Origin of the sequence: Halomonas sp. HAL1, from assembly GCF_030544485.1 — a bacterium.
In the GTDB taxonomy this organism is placed as follows: Bacteria; Pseudomonadota; Gammaproteobacteria; order Pseudomonadales; family Halomonadaceae; genus Vreelandella; species Vreelandella arctica.
In genome coordinates this window covers 427,038-445,395 of sequence record NZ_CP130610.1, presented here as the reverse complement: position 1 = coordinate 445,395, position 18,358 = coordinate 427,038, and the positions used below count along the sequence as shown (strand labels likewise).

General features: G+C 55.9%; 17 protein-coding genes. 5 read left to right on the top strand and 12 right to left on the bottom strand.

Annotation, left to right across the window (positions count from 1 at the left end):
• Positions 1 to 118 precede the first annotated feature (118 nt).
• From rplS to Q3Y66_RS02095, 6 genes are all read right to left on the bottom strand, one after another.
• A complete protein-coding gene (rplS, locus tag Q3Y66_RS02120) occupies positions 119 to 475 on the bottom strand; it encodes a 50S ribosomal protein L19 (protein WP_008958726.1) in 357 nt (118 codons plus the stop codon).
• Positions 476 to 651: 176 nt separating this feature from the next.
• Positions 652 to 1,413 (bottom strand): tRNA (guanosine(37)-N1)-methyltransferase TrmD, encoded by a 762-nt coding sequence (gene trmD / locus Q3Y66_RS02115; protein ID WP_008958727.1) that lies wholly within the window; start codon positions 1,411 to 1,413, stop codon positions 652 to 654.
• Positions 1,414 to 1,514: 101 nt separating this feature from the next.
• Positions 1,515 to 2,060 (bottom strand): ribosome maturation factor RimM, encoded by a 546-nt coding sequence (gene rimM / locus Q3Y66_RS02110; protein ID WP_008958728.1) that lies wholly within the window; start codon positions 2,058 to 2,060, stop codon positions 1,515 to 1,517.
• A 61-nt stretch (positions 2,061 to 2,121) separates the two neighbouring features.
• The gene (gene rpsP, locus Q3Y66_RS02105; RefSeq protein ID WP_007111767.1) at positions 2,122 to 2,370 is read right to left on the bottom strand and encodes a 30S ribosomal protein S16; all 249 of its coding nucleotides are present in this window, start codon (positions 2,368 to 2,370) and stop codon (positions 2,122 to 2,124) included.
• Between the two features lie 289 nt (positions 2,371 to 2,659).
• Positions 2,660 to 4,087: a signal recognition particle protein gene (gene ffh / locus Q3Y66_RS02100; RefSeq protein ID WP_008958729.1), complete on the bottom strand. Its 1,428-nt coding sequence runs from the start codon at positions 4,085 to 4,087 to the stop codon at positions 2,660 to 2,662.
• A 62-nt stretch (positions 4,088 to 4,149) separates the two neighbouring features.
• Complete coding sequence (locus Q3Y66_RS02095) at positions 4,150 to 4,296, bottom strand: hypothetical protein (protein WP_161598809.1); 147 nt, start codon at positions 4,294 to 4,296, stop codon at positions 4,150 to 4,152.
• Between the two features lie 161 nt (positions 4,297 to 4,457).
• On the opposite strand from Q3Y66_RS02095, the gene ccsA reads away from it, so the two are divergent.
• On the top strand, positions 4,458 to 5,255 hold the full coding sequence (gene ccsA / locus Q3Y66_RS02090; RefSeq protein WP_008958730.1) for an inner membrane protein YpjD: 798 nt from the start codon (positions 4,458 to 4,460) through the stop codon (positions 5,253 to 5,255).
• 104 nt (positions 5,256 to 5,359) lie between these two features.
• A complete protein-coding gene (locus Q3Y66_RS02085) occupies positions 5,360 to 6,634 on the top strand; it encodes an HlyC/CorC family transporter (RefSeq protein ID WP_008958731.1) in 1,275 nt (424 codons plus the stop codon).
• Between the two features lie 17 nt (positions 6,635 to 6,651).
• Here Q3Y66_RS02085 and Q3Y66_RS02080 read toward each other — a convergent pair whose 3' ends face one another.
• Entirely contained in the window at positions 6,652 to 7,317 is a 666-nt protein-coding gene (locus Q3Y66_RS02080; protein ID WP_008958732.1) for a 1-acyl-sn-glycerol-3-phosphate acyltransferase, read from the bottom strand.
• Positions 7,314 to 7,928: a TetR/AcrR family transcriptional regulator gene (locus tag Q3Y66_RS02075; RefSeq protein WP_008958733.1), complete on the bottom strand. Its 615-nt coding sequence runs from the start codon at positions 7,926 to 7,928 to the stop codon at positions 7,314 to 7,316. Before Q3Y66_RS02075 ends, Q3Y66_RS02080 begins: the two co-directional genes overlap by 4 nt.
• 191 nt (positions 7,929 to 8,119) lie before the next feature.
• Here Q3Y66_RS02075 and Q3Y66_RS02070 point away from each other — a divergent pair, with 191 nt between their 5' ends.
• Positions 8,120 to 8,806 (top strand): SOS response-associated peptidase, encoded by a 687-nt coding sequence (locus Q3Y66_RS02070; protein WP_008958734.1) that lies wholly within the window; start codon positions 8,120 to 8,122, stop codon positions 8,804 to 8,806.
• Positions 8,806 to 11,694 carry an insulinase family protein gene (locus tag Q3Y66_RS02065; protein WP_008958735.1) on the top strand — a complete coding sequence of 963 codons (2,889 nt, stop codon included), beginning with the start codon at positions 8,806 to 8,808 and terminating at the stop codon, positions 11,692 to 11,694. The genes Q3Y66_RS02070 and Q3Y66_RS02065 overlap by 1 nt, the downstream gene beginning before the upstream one ends.
• Positions 11,695 to 11,728: 34 nt before the next feature.
• Here the strand turns inward: Q3Y66_RS02065 and sbcB are convergent, their stop codons facing one another.
• The 4 genes from sbcB to minC form a co-directional block, all read right to left on the bottom strand.
• Positions 11,729 to 13,222, bottom strand: coding sequence for an exodeoxyribonuclease I (sbcB, locus tag Q3Y66_RS02060; protein WP_008958736.1), 1,494 nt, complete (start codon positions 13,220 to 13,222; stop codon positions 11,729 to 11,731).
• 75 nt (positions 13,223 to 13,297) lie between these two features.
• Entirely contained in the window at positions 13,298 to 13,555 is a 258-nt protein-coding gene (gene minE / locus Q3Y66_RS02055) for a cell division topological specificity factor MinE (protein ID WP_008958737.1), read from the bottom strand.
• Positions 13,552 to 14,370, bottom strand: a complete 819-nt coding sequence (gene minD / locus Q3Y66_RS02050; protein WP_008958738.1) for a septum site-determining protein MinD — start codon at positions 14,368 to 14,370, stop codon at positions 13,552 to 13,554. The genes minE and minD overlap by 4 nt, the downstream gene beginning before the upstream one ends.
• Before the next feature lie 158 nt (positions 14,371 to 14,528).
• A complete protein-coding gene (gene minC, locus Q3Y66_RS02045) occupies positions 14,529 to 15,278 on the bottom strand; it encodes a septum site-determining protein MinC (RefSeq protein ID WP_008958739.1) in 750 nt (249 codons plus the stop codon).
• Between the two features lie 194 nt (positions 15,279 to 15,472).
• Here minC and Q3Y66_RS02040 point away from each other — a divergent pair, with 194 nt between their 5' ends.
• Positions 15,473 to 18,289: a DUF349 domain-containing protein gene (locus tag Q3Y66_RS02040; RefSeq protein WP_008958740.1), complete on the top strand. Its 2,817-nt coding sequence runs from the start codon at positions 15,473 to 15,475 to the stop codon at positions 18,287 to 18,289.
• Positions 18,290 to 18,358: the final 69 nt, after the last annotated feature.

Here is an 18,358-nt window from a genome sequence, read left to right as displayed (position 1 = left end):
CTGTTTATTATCAAGCAGCTGTATAAACAAAACCCCGCCCCGCAAAGCGGTGACGGGGTTTTGGTATCTGGGCGCCACGCATATAGAAGCACAGCGCACGCCCATGGAACAGTGGCGTTTAAGCCAGCTTTTCCTTGATACGTGCAGAACGACCGCTGCGCTCGCGCAGGTAGTAAAGCTTGGCTTGACGAACATCACCACGACGTTTGACTTCAATCGAGTCAACCAGCGGGCTGTAGGTCTGGAAGGTACGCTCAACGCCAACGCCGTGAGAAATTTTACGCACGGTGAACGCGGAGTTCAGGCCACGGTTACGCTTACCGATGACCACACCTTCAAACGCCTGAAGACGCTCACGAGTGCCTTCTTTTACTTTAACCTGAACGACAATGGTGTCGCCGGGGGCAAAGGCAGGAATTTCCTTGCCCATTTGCTCAGATTCGATCGCCTGGATCACTTTGCTTTTGCTGCTCATCATCATACTCCTGAATAACGTGTTGGCTTGACCGCTCAATCATGGGTGGCGGAAGCCGTGATCCCGGCGCTCGAAACGAGCTTCGCGGGAGTCGTTATGGGTGACACAGGTGCGCTTTTTCGCCCTGCACCGCCGCTCTGGCCTAAGTAGTTGAGAACAATCTAATTGAAAACAACTTACTTAGTGGACAGAGCGTGTTCCTCGATAAACTCATTTAACAGCTTGTGCTGTTCGGCGTCTAACGGTCGCCCTTCCAATAGGTCTGGACGGCGTTGCCATGTCCGGCCTAGTGACTGCTTTAATCGCCAGCGCTTGATCGCTGCATGATTACCGCTTAACAGCACATCTGGCACTTGGCGCCCGTCAATTATTTCCGGACGAGTGTAATGTGGGCAGTCTAACAGACCGTCATTAAACGAGTCTTCGACAGCGGAATCCTGATGGCCCAGCACGCCGGGAATCAGCCTTGCCGCTGCATCGATCAGCACCATCGCTGGCAGCTCACCGCCGCTCAGCACATAGTCACCAATCGACCACTCTTCATCAATGTCACTCTCCACCACGCGTTCATCAATGCCTTCATAGCGCCCCGCCACGACCACTAAAGGCCCGGCGGAAGCCAGTGCTTGAACGCCCTGCTGATCCAGCTTGCGCCCTTGAGGCGATAGATAGATCACCGTCGGCACTAAGCCGGTGGCTTGTTGCGCCCGCTCACGAGCCGCAAAGATCGCTGAGCGCAGAGTGTCGACTTTCATCAACATCCCTGGACCACCGCCATAAGGGCGGTCATCTACGCTACGATGGCGGTCAGTGGCGTAATTTCGCGGGTTCCAAAACTCCAGTGCGATACGCTGTTTCTCTACCGCTCGCCCGACTACGCCCTGTTGCGTTAACGCGTCGAACATTTCGGGAAACAACGATACAACCCCAATCCACATCGCAGGCGCTACTGCTTCACTCCCCGTTTCCGGAGCGTTGCCACTATCCAACTCAGTGGAGTCGGGAGATGCATCATTACTCAAACTGTTCATAAGTTTGGTCAAAATTCAGGATCCCAATCGACGACCATGCGGCCCTCTTGGGAACTGATTTCAACAATGACATCATCTGGCAAAAATGGCAGCAGTCGCTCGCGCTTGTCGATTGCGTCTGAATCGCCGCGAACCACCATGACATCGTTGGCGCCGGTTTCAAACAGGTAGCTTACCCGCCCTAACCGCTCGCCGGCCTGAGTGAAGACCGTCATGCCTTCAAGCTCATGCCAATAGTATTCGCCGTCAGAAAGCTTAGGCAGTGTTTCTTTAGGCATCAGAATGTCCGTTTGGGCTAATGCTTCCGCCGCACTACGGTCATCGACCCCTTCAAGCTGCACTACAATTCCCTTGCCCTGTCGACGCCCCTGAACAATGCTCATGCGCTTAAGGGTTTCACCTTGGCGCACCCACCATTCCGGGTATTCGAGAATGCTGTCCATCGGGCTAGTGTAGGAGTACACCTTGAGCCAACCTTTCACCCCATAAGGGCTAGTCAGCTTGCCTAGCACCACATGCGTGTCGTCAGTTTGGCTTATTTCAAAACGCGTCATTGACGACCTCAGCTAACCCAGCATTCATCTAATGTCACACTACAGAACCCACAATGCAGGCTTAAGCCTGTTTGCGTGCTTCTTTAACTAGCTCAGCAACACGACCAGACAACTGGGCGCCTTGGCTCTGCCAGTGAACAACGCGATCTAGGTCAACGCGCAGACGCTCTTCCTGACCACGGGCAACCGGGTTGAAGAAGCCGATACGCTCGATGAAACGACCGTCGCGGGCGTTACGAGAGTCAGTAACGGTCAAGTGGTAAAAGGGACGCTTCTTGGCGCCACCACGGGCCAAACGAATGGTAACCATACGATAACTATCCTTCGGTTGAGGTTACGAGAGTGTGGTTATAGCGCAAACCGCTATCGGAACACTCTTCGTGCTGTTTTCTTGGCGCTAAGCTCGCATAAGGCATGCTTAGTACCATTAGGGCCTTCACTGAGACTATTACCGCTACGTTTTTAACGTATTTTAGGCAACACCCACGCATGAAGAGGCCGCATTCTACGCAAATGCGCTCGGCTTGGAAAGCCTGACAGCCAGAAAACTCACAGGCCGTCAACCTCACCAAGCGCATCAGCACGTTACTGTTAGTGTTTTAACGCCGTGGCAATCCGCCTGGGCCACCCATACCGCCCATGCCGCCGGGTCCGCCCATTCCTCCGGGCCCACCTGGGCCACCGCCGCCCATCATGCCGGACATACCGCGCATCATTTTCTGCATGCCGCCCTTCTGGCCCGCTTTCTTCATCATCTTCTGCATCTGCTTATGCTGCTTGAGCAGACGATTAAGATCAGGCACTTGAAGGCCGGCCCCCGAGGCAATACGGCGCTTGCGCGAGCCGTTGATAATATCGGGCTTGCGGCGCTCTTTAGGCGTCATGGAGTTAATTAGCGCTTCCAACTTGCCCAGCTCTTTCTCAGGGCCAGGGCCTTGCGCCATCTCGGCCATCTGCCCCATACCCGGCAACTTGCCCATTAGGCCACCCATACCGCCCATTTTCTTGAGCTGCTGGAGCTGGTCGCGAAAATCTTCCAGGTCAAATCCGTCACCCCTCTTGACCTTTTTGGCCAACTTCTCGGCTTTGGACTTATCGACGGTGCGCTCGGCTTCCTCGATCAGCGACAGCATGTCGCCCATGCCCAGGATGCGCGAGGCGACCCGGTCTGGGTGGAAAGGCTCTAGGGCGTCAACCTTTTCACCGACACCCATAAACTTAATGGGTTTGCCGGTAATGTGGCGTACCGACAGCGCCGCGCCACCACGAGCATCACCGTCCGCCTTGGTGAGGATCACCCCGGTTAGCGGCAACGCTTCGCTGAACGCCTTGGCGGTATTGGCAGCGTCCTGGCCGGTCATGGCATCAACGACAAACAGCGTTTCCTGAGGCGAGACTGCCTTATGCAGCGCCTGGATCTCCGCCATCATGGCTTCATCAATCGCCAAACGACCGGCGGTATCGATCAGCACGACATCGTGAAACTGGATTTTGGCGTGCTTGATCGCCGCTTCGGCAATGGCTACCGGCTGCTGGTCAGAGCGCGAGGGGAAGAAATCCACCTCGACCTCTTTGGCCAGGGTTTCGAGCTGGTCGATGGCCGCCGGGCGATAGACGTCCGCAGACACCACCAAGACTTTCTTTTTCTCGCGCTCGCGCAGGTAGCGGGCCAGCTTGGCCACAGAGGTGGTTTTACCCGCACCCTGCAGACCAGCCATCAATACAACGGCGGGTGAGCCTTTAAGCACAAAGCCGTCGTTGGCTTCGCCCATAATCGCTTCCAGCTCTTGCTGGACGATTTTGACGAACTGCTGCCCTGGCGACAGGCTTTTGGACACTTCCTGCCCGACCGCACGCTCGCGAACGCGCTCGATAAACTCCTTGATGACCGGCAGTGCTACATCGGCCTCAAGCAGTGCGCGGCGCACTTCGCGCAGGGTGTCTTTTATATTGTCGTCAGTCAGGCGAGCCTGACCCTTAATCGACTTTAACGTCTGGGAAAGACGCTCACTTAGATTCTGGAACATGGGGCCTCTCTGCCTCCGTCACTGCCGTCGGCGCGCACGCCCTGGACTAATTAGTAAAAAGATTATACGCGCTCACGCTTAGAGTCTCCATGGGGGAGTGCCAGCGATCCTGCCAGGGCAAGCTCACGCAAGGGCGCTGTTAACCCATCCATGGGCGCTACTTTCGCCATCCATGGCGAAAGACCCTTGCTTACAGCTTTCCCTGGCATTAATGCATACTTACTCCGAGTCTTTACCTATTTTCGTGCGTTTGCCCCGCTGGGCGACGCCGCTTGGATTAGTTATAGTAGCTGGATAGATTTTCGTCGTAATCACACTTAATTCGTTTATTTATTCACAGCAACGCGCTGCAAGGCGCACGGATAGCATCATGCAGGCGCTCCCTTTCGCCACGATTGCTTTTGTTTTTTACGTTGCCGCTGCTATTTGGCAGGGCATGACGCTGTTCCGGCGTGTACCGCCCCGCCAAGGCATGGTGCGCCTGCTCGCCGTGCTGGGCTTGCTGCTGCATATTCCTGTGGTGGTCAAATTAGTCGGCCAGTCCCCTGGGTTTCTGCCCGGCTTTACCACCAGCGCCACGCTACTGATGGCGGTGGCGGTTAATGTTGTGTTGGTCGCCAGCCTGTTTAAACCGGTGCTTAATGCGGGCATTGCGCTGTTTCCGCTAGCAGGTATTGCGCTCATTGCCGCCACTTGGCTACCGAATCAAGGCGGCCATACAGGGCTTACGCCCGGCATTTTGCTACATGCCGTGAGCTCTGCCCTAGCGTTTGCCGTATTGGCCATTGCCGCCGCACAAGCCGTGCTGGTCGGCCTGCAAAACCAGGCGTTACGCCATCATCATATTCGCGGCATTGTGCAGTCGTTACCGCCGCTGACCACCATGGAGCGAGTGCTTTTTGAGTTGGTCTGGGCGGGCATCATTTTATTAACGCTCTCCATCGCGAGTGGCCTTATTTTTCTGGATAACTTTTTTGCCCAGCACTTGGCGCATAAAACCGTGCTTTCGCTGCTGGCTTGGGTAATCTTCACGACACTGCTAATTGGTCGTTATCGCTTTGGTTGGCGCGGCATGCGTGCCGTGCGTTGGACACTCGGTGGCTGCGGCCTCCTCGTACTGGCCTATTTTGGCAGTAAGTTCGTACTTGAGATTTTACTCAATCAATAGCTACTCAACCGCTAACTAGGCGTCACCACGCCTTTGGTTGTCTTGACACACCACTCGCTACCTTCTACAAATCGAGCCTAATACGCCACAAAGGACTTTTCGACTTGAGCGACGACTTCCCCCTGGGGTTACTGTTCGGCCTGCTAGCCTTACTGATAGTGCTTTCTGCTTTTTTCTCCAGCTCTGAAACCGGCATGATGTCGATTAACCGCTACCGCTTGAGCCATCAGGCTAATAGCGGGGATCGCAGAGCCAAACGGGTCATGCGCCTGCTCACACGCCCAGACCGCCTGATCGGCGTTATCCTGATCGGCAATAATTTCGTCAATAACTTGGCAGCGTCGATCGCCACTATTATTGCCATTCACTTCTTTGGTGACGTATCAGGGCCTGCTATCTCCACCGCCCTGCTGACCATCACGATTTTGATTTTCGCCGAAGTGACGCCGAAGACCTACGCCGCGATTAAGCCCGAGCGGATTGCTTACCCGACGTCCTATGCCCTTGAGCCGCTGCTGAAACTGCTCTACCCGCTGGTATGGCTGGTTAACGTGATGTCTAACGGCCTACTCCGACTAGTGGGCGTTAAAAGCGTCGATAACGGCGGTGACAGCCTAACGCGTGATGAACTGCGTACGGTGGTTCACGAGGCCGGCACGTTGATTCCCTACCGTCACCGCGCCATGCTGCTGTCGATTCTTGACCTTGAGAACGTTACGGTTAATGACATTATGGTGCCTCGCCATGAAGTCCTGGGCATCGACCTGGATGACACGCTTGAGGATATTTTGACGCAGATTCGTACCAGCCAGCACACCCGGCTGCCGGTCTATAAAGGCGACATCAATAATATTATCGGCATGCTGCATTTGCGTAATGCGGCACGCTTTCTCTCTCGGGATGAAGTCACCAAGGCATCCATTGTTCAGGAAGCCCGCGAGCCCTATTTTATTCCCGAGTCGACACCTCTCCATACCCAGCTGCTCAACTTTCAAAAGCAGAAGCGGCGCATTGGCATCGTGGTAGATGAGTATGGCGATGTTGAGGGTTTGGTCACGCTGGAAGATATTCTGGAAGAGATCGTTGGTGAATTCACCACCGATGTCTCTGAAGATGAAGAGATTCACCAGCAGGACGACGGCAGCCATGTGATCGAAGGCACCGCCAATATTCGCGAAATTAATAAGATGCTCGGCTGGCAGCTTCCTACCGATGGCCCCAAGACGCTTAACGGGCTAATCCTTGAACACCTTGAAGCTTTTCCGGAAGGCCCAGCGTGCCTGCAGATCGACAATATGCGCATGGAGATTCTAGAGATCCGAGACAATCTCATCACCTCAGCACGCTGCTGGCAAAAAATACGCCTGCCACGCCGCTAGTCAGTTACAAGCAAGTGTTAATGACGGTTGGCCAGATCCTGGTCAGCTGCCGCTTTTAACGCCCTTACCCTTGCCTCTAGAAACCGCCGCAGCGCCATATCATCGGCATCCAGGCGATTGAGCGGTGGGCCAAAGTGCAAGCTGACCGGCGCCCGGAAACGCTTGGGGTATTTCTTCAGCGCCTTACCACCATGGTGAGACGTCCAGGAACCCCATAGACCCGCCAATCCAGCAGGGATTACCGGCACATCGTCCCGCGCCAGGATTGTCTCCAAGCCACGGCGAAAAGCGTGAATCTCACCATCTGGGGTCAATCGACCTTCAGGAAATACCATCACGACCTGACCCTGACGAAGGGCTGCGCTCACGTCATCCAAAGCGCGCCTGAGCGCGCCGGGGCTGCGCCGCTCAGACTCGATAGGAATAGCGCCCACCAGTTGGAACCACCACTTCAGCCAAGGGGAATCAAAAATCGGCTGATCCATAACAAAGCGCAGTGGCCGAGGGCTAGCACCGCCGAGCACCAAGGCATCCATAAAGCTTACGTGGTTACACACCACCAGCGCCGCGCCGTGTTTGGGAATATGGTGGCGCCCATGAACCTGCAGCCGGTAGCACAGGCGCATGGAGATAAAAATCAGCCAGCGCAACACTTGTCGAGTCACATTGACCCACCCCGTCACGTTGCCGCCTCACGGTGGCGTAAGCCAGCCAGAATGGTGCTCATCAGTTGGTCGAGCAACTCGTCCACTTTTAACTGCTGCCCCTGCCAGTAGCCCAAGCGCTCATTAAGGCCAAGCTGAACGAGTCCGTGTACGCTGCCCCACAGAGTGCGCCCCAATCGACGCGCTTCAAGGTCATCCAACGCAGGCTGATAGGATTTGAGCGATGCTTCCACCTGCGTAAACAGCGCTTCAATCAAATCGCTCTGGCGCTGATCAAGCTCACCCTCTTTTGCTAACGGGTAATCGAAAAGTAATTGCCAGCGGTAGCAGTCTTGTTCAGCGAAAAGCCAGTAGGCACGGGCTAGCGAACGTAACCATGGCTCAGGATCATCATCCACTAAGCTAGTAATGGTGTGCTGCAAGCGCGCCAGCGTTTCCACATTGACGTGCTGCAATAAGTTATTGAAGCTGCCATATAGTTTGAGTAGCGTGCTGGGGGCGCAGCCGACTTCCCTGGCCAGGGCACGCAGTGAAAGACCATGGACTGGCTGCTCAGCCAACCACTCATCACAAGCGTGCATGACCTGCGAATGGAGGGCATCGGGCGCATGCTGTCTAGGACGGGCCATGGCGATCTCTTAAGGTCAACGGCAAACGAGGAGGAATGCCTCACTGCACTTTAGCGGGAGTAAGGGTTACTATAGGATACCTTACATCGAACACTGTTTTCGACACTAAAACACTACAATTCGTGCTTAATTGCGCGAAGTCCCTCACATCCAGGGCCACTTCCACGACGATTTTGCTTAAGGAGATAGGCATGACGGGACGACTGCATGTGCAAAACTTACCGCTAACCCGTTTATTGCCATCGCTTGGCCTCCAGGAACCGCTGATTGAATCCCCGAACCTCGCGCCTCGACGGCCCATTTCGGCGATTCGCCTTGAGCAGGGCCAGTATCGGCTCTCGTCGGTTTTCTGGGGCCTAACGCCGCCCTGGCTGGAAGTGCTGGATCACGCACCCCACTGCGCCCGGTCTGAAACCCTGGAATCTCGGGCGATGTTTCGCGATGCTTTCGGCGCACGCCGCTGCGTTATTCCGGTGAGCGGTTTCTATGTATGGAAAACCCAATCACGCAGCAAACAGCCTTTTCTAGTGACTCAGGTGTCCCGGGCACCGCTACTGCTGGGCGCTTTGTGGTGCCGCTATCACACCACCTTAACGGCGTTCACCGACTCCTCTGCCTTGATTACCGTGCCCGCTAATATTCTGCTATCACCACTAACGGATCGCCTGCCGGTGGTCATTCCCAATCATGCGCTATCCACCTGGCTCAACCCCGATACCGATACTGAAACGCTTAACTCACTACTAGCGCCCGCCCCTTTGGAACTGTTGGGCGCTTTTCCGGTATCTAAATATGTCAATAATCCCGCCTATCAGTCATCGGCTTGTGCCCACCCCACCGGGTCGATGCTGCGCTGGGCTGTGTCTCAGGAGCTGTAATGTTGCGATCCCCTTGTTTCAAGCACTGGCATCACCTGCCTCAGCGTGCACTGCTCGCTGTCATCATAAGCCTTTGGGTAGCGCCGCTTGCGTTAGGCGCTGACAATGAGGCCCTTGCCGACACGGATGCAGTAGACGCTGTTAAAGAAACAGTCACCCCGATTACCAGTCCTTATGACAGCCGCGACTACCGCGTTTTGACGCTTGAAAATGGGCTTAATGTGCTACTGGTCAGCGACCCCGAGGCAGATAAAGCAGCAGTGTCAATGAACGTCCGCGTGGGCAGCGCGCAAGATCCTGATGATCTCCAGGGCTTGGCCCACTTTCTGGAGCATATGCTGTTTTTAGGCACCGAACCGTATCCAGAATCCGACGGCTACCAGCGCTACATCTCCAATAACGCCGGTTCTCATAACGCCTTTACGGCGCAGCAGGACACCAACTACTTCTTTGATATTGAGCCATCGGCACTGCAGGGCGCGCTTGACCGCTTCAGCGAGTTTTTCCTTTCGCCGCTGTTCAATGCGGATCACCTGGAAAGCGAGCGCAATATTGTTCACTCGGAGTATATGGCGCGGATCCGTGACGAATCGCGGCGTGAAAACGATGTCCTGAATCAGCTACTCAACCCTGACAACCCCACCACCGGGTTTGCCGTCGGTAGCCGCGAGACATTAGCCAGCCCACCTGAAGGCGAAACACCTCTGCGCGAGCGAGTGATTGATTTTTATCACCGGCATTACGACGCCAATGTCATGAATCTGGCCATTGTCGCGCCCCAACCACTGGATCAGCTGGAAGAGTGGGTCGCCGAACGCTTTGCCGCTATTCCCGACAACGATTTGAACGTGCCGAGTATAGAAGCGCCGTTAGTGGAGTCGGATACCCTCCCCCGCTATATCGAACGCCAATCGCTGCAAAACCGGCGCCAGCTACGCTTCTACTTCCCAGTACCCGACCCCACCGACGACTACCGTACAAAACCAACACAACTGATCGCCCATTTACTCGGCGATGAAGGCGATGGCAGCCTGCTGGCGGTACTGCGCGATGCAGGGCTTGCCGACGGTCTTTCCGCTGGCGTTGGCCGGGGCGACGGAAACGAGGCACTGTTCACTGTTTCCATCAGTCTGACCCCGGCGGGCGCCGGGCGTCTGGACGATATTGAAGCCACCCTGTTGGCGGCCATTGAGCAGCTGCGTAACGACGGCCTCGCCGAGTGGCGCTACGAGGAACAGGCAGACCTTAACGAGCAGGGGTTCCGTTTCCAGCAGCATGGTGCACCTCAGCAGGAAGCGACGCGCCTCTCCATGAGCCTCTCGCGCTACCCGGTAGAAGATGTGCAGTACGCGGCTTACCGCATGGATGGCCCTGATGCCGAGCGTCAACAAGAGTACCTGGACGCACTAACGGCGGATAATATGCTGCGCTTCTACTCAGCGCCGGACGTGGAGAGCGATACCGTGTCCCCCTGGTTCAACACTGAGTGGCGCGAGCAAACGCCCGACCAGCCGGGTCAAGCCTTAAGCGGCTTAGCGCTGCCCGGCCCCAACCCGTTTATCGCCAATGACTTAACCTTGCTGGAAGGGCAGGATGAGCACCCCAGCCTGCTGGTCGATACGCCATCATTTACTACCTGGCATATGCAAGCTGCGCGCTTTAACACCCCCAGCGTCGAGTGGCGTGTCAGCTTGCAAAACCCAACCGCTAGCTACTCCGCCCAAGAGGCAGTGCTTACCCGGCTGCTCGCCAGTTGGCTTAACGACAGCCTGAATGAATCTCTCTACCCGGCGTGGCTGGCAGGCCAATCGTTTAGCGCTTACCCGCACTCCCGCGGCATGACGCTTTCGTTCTCAGGCTGGCGGGACGGGCAAACGCCCCTAATCGAGCAGGCGATTGAGCAGCTTAAAAACGCAGAGATTGACGACGGTGCTTTTGAGCGCGTGCGTTACCAGCTGCAGCGTGAATGGCGCAACGCGCCCCAGGCGTCGTTATATGGCCAAGCCAGCCGTACACTGGGCGAAGCCTTGCTTACACCTCAGTGGTCGACTGCGGATCTACTCGCCGCCAGTGAACGCTTTGACCGTCACCACCTAGAGAATTTCCGCCAACGTTTTCTGGATGATCTCTATGTCGATGCCATGGCAGTCGGCAATCTTGATGCCGAGCTGGCTCGCGAACAAGCAGAGCTGATACGCGCCGAACTACGTCCACGCTTAACCCGCGAGGAGATACCCAGCCTAACCCCGCTGGCGGTAAATAAAGAGCACACTGTGCTTCACCCTCATAGCTCGCGAGATGAATCGTTGGTGCTGCGCTATCTGCAAGCGCGTGATCACACCCCTGAAGAGCAAGCGACAACCAGCGTGATTGCCCAGTGGTTGGATACGCCGTTCTACCAGCAGCTGCGCACTGAACAGCAACTTGGCTACATCGTTAACGCTGGCTATTCGCCCCTTCTAGAAGCACCGGGCATTGCGTTAGTGGTGCAATCGCCAGATGCCGACAGCGATACGATCGCCGAGCGGATGGATGCGTTTCTTGAGGACGCTGGCCAGCGACTCGATCAGTTAAGCGACGAAGCGTTAGCGCCCCACCGCCAAGCAGTTCACGACCAGCTGCGCCAGCGCGACACGAGCTTATCGGGCATGGCCAACCGCTACTGGCAGGCCACGGCTCTGGAAGACGTGCGCTTTGACCGCCGTGAACAACTGGCGGAATTAGCCCTTAACGTTAGCCTTGATGACATCAAGGCCCTTTGGCCATCGCTACGTGAACACATGCTAGACGTGCGTTTCAATCCAGGCGATGAACCCAGCGATGTCGCCGATTATCGGGAGGCCCGCTCACCACTGCCCAGCGTGCATGAGCAGCAAGCCACCCCGTAACACTTAATTGTAACGACTCGTTATTGATAGCGGCTCAGGCGTCAAACGCCTGAGCTGGCATCATGGCTTCGACGAACATGACCAGCTCTTCCAGAATCTGCCGCTCGCGATCAGTAAGCGTTTGCTGATTGTACTGAGCGATCTCCCGCGCAAACGCCTTTAATGTAAAGCCCGCTAGCGCAGGGTCATTAATGCGCATCCAGCGATACGCCTCCCACTGCTCACGCTCTTCGCCTTCCAAGGTGTCGGGGTAGCTACGCGCACGAAAGCGAAACAACATCTCTTCCAAGCGTGGATCTTGGAACGCAAAACGCTGCCCCACTAAGTCCCACGGCTCCATTTCACGCACACGCTCCATCTGCTGGCGGTCGGCGGCGGAAAAGAAGCTGCCTGAATAGAGCATTAGATCTGGGTCTTGCGGTGCATCTTCATAGCCTGCGTTAAATACCTCTGCGACCTTCTCAGCCACACCGCTGGCATCACGCAGGGTTTTCCAATGCTGCCGACAGGCCGTCACATCCAAGCCTAAACGTTCAACGATAGAGCCATACTCCCCCTTTTGTGGCCCATCGACATCTTTTAAGGCACTGGCAGGAAAGACCACCGGGCAGCGGTTGATATGAATCACTTTCAGCGGAATGCGTACATCGCCTTCGGCCAAATCTTGCTGACTAACAAACACACGGTCACGAATCTGTTCCACCGACATACTAAGCATATCGCTGGGATCAATGCTTAAATCGTAAACGATGACCCCGTTGGGGTTGGTCGGGTGTTCAGCCAACGGCATCACCAGGGCGCTGCAGCCACGGCTAGCGGGATAACGGCGGGAAATATGCAATAGAGGTTTGGCATTGGCCAAGTCGAGCTGCTTAGCCACCGCACGCTTACCGCGCAGGCCGAGCAAGTAATCAAACAGCTTCGCATTGCGCTCCTTGAGAAGACGCGCCAAGGCGATTGTTGCGCGCACATCGGCCACTGCGTCATGAGCCCCCTCATGGGCAATACCGTTCGCTGCCGTTAAGTGCTCAAGCTTAAAACTGGGCGCACCATCTTCGCGCAGCGGCCACTCGATGCCCGTAGGGCGCAACGCATAAAAAGCGCGCACCACATCAATCAAATCCCAGCGGGAGTTGCCGTTTTGCCACTCGCGGGAATAGGGGTCGAGCAGATTTCGGTAAAATAGGTGGCGGGACACTTCGTCATCAAAGCGCAGGCTGTTGTAGCCGACTACGCAGGTGCCCGGTTCACTCATATGGCGCTGAATTTCGCCCGCGAACTCTGCTTCAGCCAAGCCATGGCGTTGCGCTTTTTGAGGGGTAATGCCGGTGATCAAACAGGCGGCGGGGTGCGGTAAATAGTCATCGGCCGGTTTGCAGTAGAGCTCAATCGGCTCGCCGATCTCGTTCAATTCGGCATCAGTGCGCAGGGCTGCGAACTGGGCTGGACGATCGCGACGCGGGTCAGCCCCGAAGGTTTCATAGTCATGCCAGAGAAAACTGGCAGGGGCAGCATTGGGTGGCGCCATGAACAAACACTCCGCTGGGCAATGAAAAGCCCAAGCGTAGCACACCCGCTACCCCTTTCGCCGCGTCTTACGCTCTTAAGATCCGCTCTTGGGAAGCGTAACGTTTAGCTCCAGCACGGAGCAGTTGTCTTCGCTATCCAATGAAATCTGAATGGCATCGTCATCTACATGCACGTAACGGCGAATTACTTCAAGCAGTTCGCGCTCAAGCAGCGGCATATAGTCGGGCTGACCGCGCTGGCTACGCTGATGCGCCACAATAATTTGCAAACGTTCTTTGGCTACCGAGGCGGATTTCCTGCGCTCACGCTTCAAGAACTCCAGCAGTTTCATCGACGACCTCCCCCGAACATGCGGCTCAGCAGGCTTTTACGTTGCATTTCGTGGAAACGCAGCGGCATGTCTTCACCGAGCAGGCGAGATACGGTGTCGCTATAGGCTTGGCCCGCGTCACTCGCGATATCGTGAGTCACTGGTACGCCCTGGTTGGAAGCACGCAGTACGGCTTCTGACTCAGGAATCAAGCCCAACAGGTTGATCGCCAGTATTTCACGGATATCGTCCAGCGTCAGCATGTCGCCGGAGGTAACGCGTTCCGGGTTATAACGGGTAACCAGCAGGTGCTCCTTGATAGGGTCTTCGCCCTGCTCCGCACGCCGGGTTTTAGAGGCAAGCAGCCCTAAAATACGGTCAGAATCGCGCACTGACGATACTTCAGGGTTGGTAACCACGATGGCTTCATCGGCAAAATACATCGCCAACTGAGCACCACGCTCAATACCGGCGGGTGAATCGCAAAGAATGTAATCGAAGTCTTCTTTCAACTTCTCGAGAATTTCCGCGACGCCTTCCTGGGTCAGGGCATCTTTATCGCGGGTTTGAGAAGCCGGCAAAATAAACAAATTTTCGACGCGTTTATCACGAATCAGCGCTTGATTAAGCCCCGCTTCGCCTTGAATCACGTTGACTAAGTCATATACCACACGCCGTTCACAGCCCATGATGAGATCAAGATTACGCAGACCTACATCAAAATCGATGACGACGGTTTTTTTACCGCGCAGCGCAAGCCCTGTGGAAATTGCCGCCGCACTGGTGGTTTTGCCGACCCCTCCTTTACCAGAGGTCACTACAATTATCTTGGCCAAGAGTCACTTCCTTCTTGAAGTCGTTCTTCGCGAGCGCGAGTCATTATGCCGCTCTGCGCATAACGGGAACGTCAATGTCATCAACAAGCCATACTGTAACGGATAGCGTCTTCGGCGTCGCTAGTCATGAAACACCAACGCAGCCTCATACCAATACATTAGCCTAATGGCTTAATTTCAAGCTGTTCTTTTGTAAAGTGAACTTCTGTGGGGCGCCCCAGAAGCTGTGCATCAATATCTTCCGAACGTTTGTAATTGCCTGCCACTGACAGCAACTCGGCTTCCAGCTCACGGCAGTAAATACCCGCCTGGGTGTTGCCATGGATACCTGCGAGAGCACGGCCACGCAGCGCGCCGTAAACATGAATACTGCCTGCTGCAAGCACTTCTGCCCCCGCATTTACCGCCCCAATCACGACCAAATCCCCTTCAGAAGCACTAACCTGCTGCCCCGAGCGAACGGTACCACGGTATAGGCGAGTGGCAAGTGCCGGAGCGTCTACGTCGCTTATGGGAGCCTCTTCACGGCTGACTTCCTGCACGGGAGAGCTATTAACGCTTTCGAGCACCCGCGGACGCCCCTCTTCGACCGGCGGGAACCAACCCAACCCCAGCGCCCAGGCCGACTGGCGCACAGGCTCAGCGCCACCGCGCACTGCTACCGGCAATAGCTTATGGTCGCGGCACACGGCACAAATACGCTCAAGGGCTAAGTGCGGTTCATCTAGCTTTTCCACGCTGAGCACAACCGGTGTATGCTGAAAGAAAGCAGGCGATTGGGAAAGTTTGCCAGCCAACTGCTGCCGGATTCGTTCCGGGTCAGCGCTACTTAGCTCCATGACGGTCATCGGCAGCATGCCGCCTTTGAAGGTAAAGGCCACTGCGGCACTATCCACGTTAAGGCTCATGGCCGAACTCCCTGTCATGTTCAGATAAGATAAAGGTAGCGTACTATCACGCATTGTGGTCTAGAAAATAGTCGCTTACCACACCATGCTTATTACAAGATAGTAAGGCCAAGCTAAGCGACAGCGCCGGCGACTGCAACCGCCGCATTGCTGACTAACGATTTTTTTCACGCTACGCACCAGCAGGATGATCCATGCACGGACTGTTAAGACGCCTGTTCGCACCTCGGTGGCAGCATCCCGACCCCGAAGTACGTCGTCAGGCCCTCCAGCGACTCGACCCTGAGCAATCAGAACAGCGCCAAGCGCTGCAGTCGCTCTCTCAAGATCCCGATAGCCAGATACGCCTTGCTGCGCTGCTGGCGTTGGATGACTGCGCAGGCTTAGTCGATGCTTATCCGCATCATCAGCAAAATGAAGCCTGGTTTAATGCGGTTTGCCAACGGCTAAGCGGGCTTGAAGGCCATACCGACCTGCAGCAGCGTCAAGTGCTGGTTGAGCTTGTTGAAGAGCCGCGAGCGTTAAACGCGGTAGCCTTACAGGCCGACAATCTAACATTACGCTTAATGGCATTGAGCAAGCTTACTGATGAGAACGACCTGATACATCAGGCCTGCCATAACGGCGTGGCCGCGGTTCGTCACCAGGCTGCTGAGCGCATTGAGGATGAAGAGGGACTCAAACGCTTATTGAAAGAAGCACGCCGTGACCGCCAAGTAGCTCGTTTAGCGCGGGAACGCCTTAACCGCTTACGTAGCGATGCGCAGTGGCTAGAAGCTGAAGCACAGCAGCGTGAAACGCTGCTGTGCCAACTGGAACAGCATGCTCGCGCGCCGTGGGAGCCGCTTTATGGCGGTCGTTTCCGGCATCTTGAACGGCAATGGGAACAACTCACTCAACCACCAACCGTTGAGCAGGAGCAGCGTTTTCACCAAGCGCTGCTCAATTGCCGCAAAACACTGCACGATCATGAGACTCAAGAGCAGGCTCGCCAACAGAGCGCAGAGCGCCGCGACGAAGCCGAAACCACGCGCGAACAGTTACTTGAAGGGATTGAAGAAACCCTAGACGGCCTACGTCACGCGTCTGCCATGACCGTACAGGATATAGACAGCCTGCGCGCTCAGCGCCAGCTACTCGGCCAGCGCTGGCAAGCGCTTTCCGACATGCATCCGCCGAGCGATACTATACGCCAGCGTTATACGGTAGCGATTCAACACTATGACCAATGCCTGGAAGCTTGGCAACGCTGGTGCAAGGTTAGCGCCAATATGGAAACGGCGCTGGCTAATGGTGACCACACCACCTTGGCGACACAGGTTAGCGAGTGCCAGTGGCCCGACACGTTAACGCCCCCCGCGCTGCTGGGTCGTGCCCATGCGGTACTTAGCGACGAAACTAACGCCCCATCGCCTCCGGCGGAAGATCAAGCCACACTCACGACCTATGCGGGCGAACTCGATTCCTTTGAGCACTTACTAGAGCGTGGCGCCTTCAAAAGCGCCAGCCGCCTACACCAGCGGCTTAAACCTCGTATTGAAGGGCTAGAAAGCGCTGCCGCTCAACCGCTCAAAACTCGCCTGAAGCACTTAGCAGCACGGCTAGCGGAGTTACGCGATTGGCGTGGATTTGTCGCCGGACCAAAGCGTGAGCAGCTATGTGCCAGCATCGAAGCGTTAGCCAACGACCTTCACATGGCAGAAGAAGCGCTTGACCGTCACCATCGTCAGTTGGTTAAAGAGTGGAAATCACTAGGTGATGCAGCGGCCAACCGCGAGCAGTCCGCTCGTTTTCGCAGCGCCTCGGACCGTATTCATGAGCGTCTCGCTCCTTGGCGAGATCAGCTTAGCAAAGAGCGCGAGATTAACCTTCAAGCCCGTGAAGCGCTATGCGCTCAACTTGAAAGCTTGTTGGCCCAGCCAGCTGAAAACGCCGACCCCGATGTACTTCGGCAAATTCGCGACAAGGCACGCCACCAATGGCGTCACTACAGCCCCGTCCCCCGTGACCGCTCAGAAGCCGTTGGTCGCCGCTTTGGCACTATTCGTCATCAGCTACAGGCACTAATTGATCAGCGTGCCGATACGATTGCCTCACAGAAACGGGAGCTGATCAGTCAGGTAACCGCACTGCGCAGTGATGACAGCCAACCGTTGGCACAACGCATTCACCACACCAAACAGCTACAACAGCAGTGGCGAGCGCTCGGGCGAGCCCCAAAAGGCGAAGAGCAAACGTTGTGGCAAACCTTTCGACATGAGTGTGACCAGCTTTTTGCCCAGCGCGATGCGCATAAAAATGAGCAAGCGGCACGCCAACAACAGCAGCTTGATGAGATGCAAACGCTCATCGATCAAATGGATAGCTGGCAGCCCATTGAGGCCAGCGAAGCCTCCACGTTGGATAACTTTCTAAACCAGGCCAACCAGCTCGAGCCGCTGCCACGCAATCGTCGCAGCGAAGGCATGCAGCGACGCATGAGCGGCATTGTGCGGGCACGTCGCGAACGCTTAAATCGGCTCGCCGTCGTCAATACGGTTCAGCAGTGGCACGCCATTATGCCGCTAGTGAATGCTCACTTGGCCGCCGACCAGAACTACCTGAGCGAGGGAACTCTCACCCAAGTGGATGCGCAAGTGTTGCTCAGCGCCCCCCTTCCGGCGGCCTTTAAAGAGGCACACACCACCCGCAATCAGCAGCGCCATCGTGTAGCGGTGCCATTATCTGATAATAACTATGCCAAGCTGGCGGAGTCTCTCGCCCGCTTGAGGGTACATCTCTCTATGTTGGCTGTTGGTAGCGTGCGGCAAAGCGATGAGCCGCTGCGGCTAGCCATCCAGGTAGAACGCTTGAACGAGGGTTTCAGCCAGGAGCGCAGTCGTGATGAAGAAGTCACCGACATTCTAGCCGCGCTTTTGGCACTGGGACCGATGCCTGCCGCACTATGGGCTGAAGAAGTAGAAGAGCTGGATAACCTGCTAAGCCGCTTGGCAAGAATTCCCCTGCCTTAGCAAATGATGAAATATCAATAACAACGGGAGGCTGAGCGCCTCCCGTTTGCGTTCTCCTCTAAGTAAAAG